Source organism: Microcoleus sp. N9_B4 (genome assembly GCF_036701635.1).
Taxonomy (GTDB): Bacteria; Cyanobacteriota; Cyanobacteriia; order Cyanobacteriales; family Microcoleaceae; genus Microcoleus.
Window position 1 is genome coordinate 1 of record NZ_JAUBRC010000117.1, and the last position, 1,463, is coordinate 1,463.

Sequence of the window (1,463 nt, forward strand, 5' to 3'; positions counted from 1 at the left end):
ATAGCATTGAGTCATGAATTGATCGGGCAGCCCTCCCAGCTTGTCAAACCTGCGGCATCCAAGTCACAACGATCGCACGCGAGTGCATCGCCAAAGCCAGGGCGATCGAATTTCTGCCCTTAAACAAATCATTAGCCGTCACTCCAGATCGAACTAACACTCGCCCGAACCGCATTCCGCAGACAAACAGCACCGAACCCAGCACCAGCGTCACTACTATTTCCATGACCTTAAAATTTTGTTGCTTAACTAGGTTTTAACATTGATGCGATCGACTTGAACCCCAATCAATAGTGGGAAACAGGAACAGTGGGGGAGAGATTTTGACGATGTTTGGGCTTCGTTTCTCAATTTCCCGCTACAATCGAATAAACAGGATTTATCCCAAATCGAAGCAGGCAAAACAACCCTTAATCCTAAAGGCTTGACCTGCATCGCTTGCTCGACATTAAGTTTTGCCATATTTTTCTTAATGAGTCTGAGTCAATGGTTGAGTTACTAAAGCAAGGAAAGCAAAAAGAAGCGCTGGAAGTTTATTCCACCCAAAAATGGGCATCAATTCTGAATGAGTATTAGGAATTAAATAACTACTTGGGTTAAAAAGAGCAGGAATTTATTGATGCTGCAACTTACCCACAAAACCAAATAAACACTCAAGGAGTAAAAAGTGAAATGTCGCAAAATATTATTCGGCTTAGTAAAGTAGTTCCTTTGGGCTTTGGCTCCATTTTTTTGTTAATGATTAGCATCGGATTGGCCACTAAATTGAGTATGGATAATTTAGCCGAAGCTATTGAGTTGCAAACGCACACTTATGTAGTTAAGACAAATTTGCAAGCCATAGAAAAAAATTTAGTGGATGCTGAAACAGGACAGCGCGGGTTTATATTCACTGGTAAGGAGGAATTTTTAGAACCTTACAAAAAGGGAACCGTCGCCTTTGATAAAACAGTAAATGAGACAAAAGAGTTAATAAAAGATAACCCTGAACAAGTTAACAAGTTGGAGGAAGTTGAAAATTTGGGTCAGCAAAAACTAGAGGAATTAGCGGAAACTATATCCCTGAAAAGGGCTGGGAAAGAACCAGAGCTAAGAGCCTTGGTGATTTCAGGTAAAGGCAAGATATTTATGGATCAAATCAGGGATAAGCTGGCAGAAATGCTTAAGCTAGAAGATAATCTACTGCTTCAAAGAACAAAAATAGCAAAACAGTCGGAGCAATTAGCGACGACTGTTTCTATAGGAGGTACCGTTGTTGCTGTAGTATTGGGTTCATTTATTGTATTATTTGTTTTTGATAAAATTATCCGACCAATCAATCAGGTAGCAAATACGATCGCCAGTTCTTCCACAGAGATTGCGGCCACAGTGGAACAGCAGGAACGCACAGCCGCACAGCAATCGAGCTCTGTAAATCAAACTACAATCACAATGGATGAGCTGGGCGCGGCTTCCCAACAATC

General features: G+C 41.2%; 2 protein-coding genes. One reads left to right on the forward strand and one right to left on the reverse strand.

The window, feature by feature from the left end:
- Positions 1-43: 43 nt before the first annotated feature.
- On the reverse strand, positions 44-226 hold the full coding sequence (locus QUA43_RS30680) for a hypothetical protein (RefSeq protein ID WP_333379536.1): 183 nt from the start codon (positions 224-226) through the stop codon (positions 44-46).
- Positions 227-672: 446 nt separating this feature from the next.
- Between QUA43_RS30680 and QUA43_RS30685 the strand changes: the two genes are divergently transcribed.
- A partial coding sequence (locus tag QUA43_RS30685) for a CHASE3 domain-containing protein (RefSeq protein WP_333379538.1) occupies positions 673-1,463 on the forward strand: 791 nt, incomplete at its 3' end.

Bases quoted from the DNA above. Each gene is read 5' to 3' on its own strand.
- QUA43_RS30680 (WP_333379536.1), bottom strand. From the start codon at position 226: ATGGAAATAGTAGTGACGCTGGTGCTGGGTTCGGTGCTGTTTGTCTGC.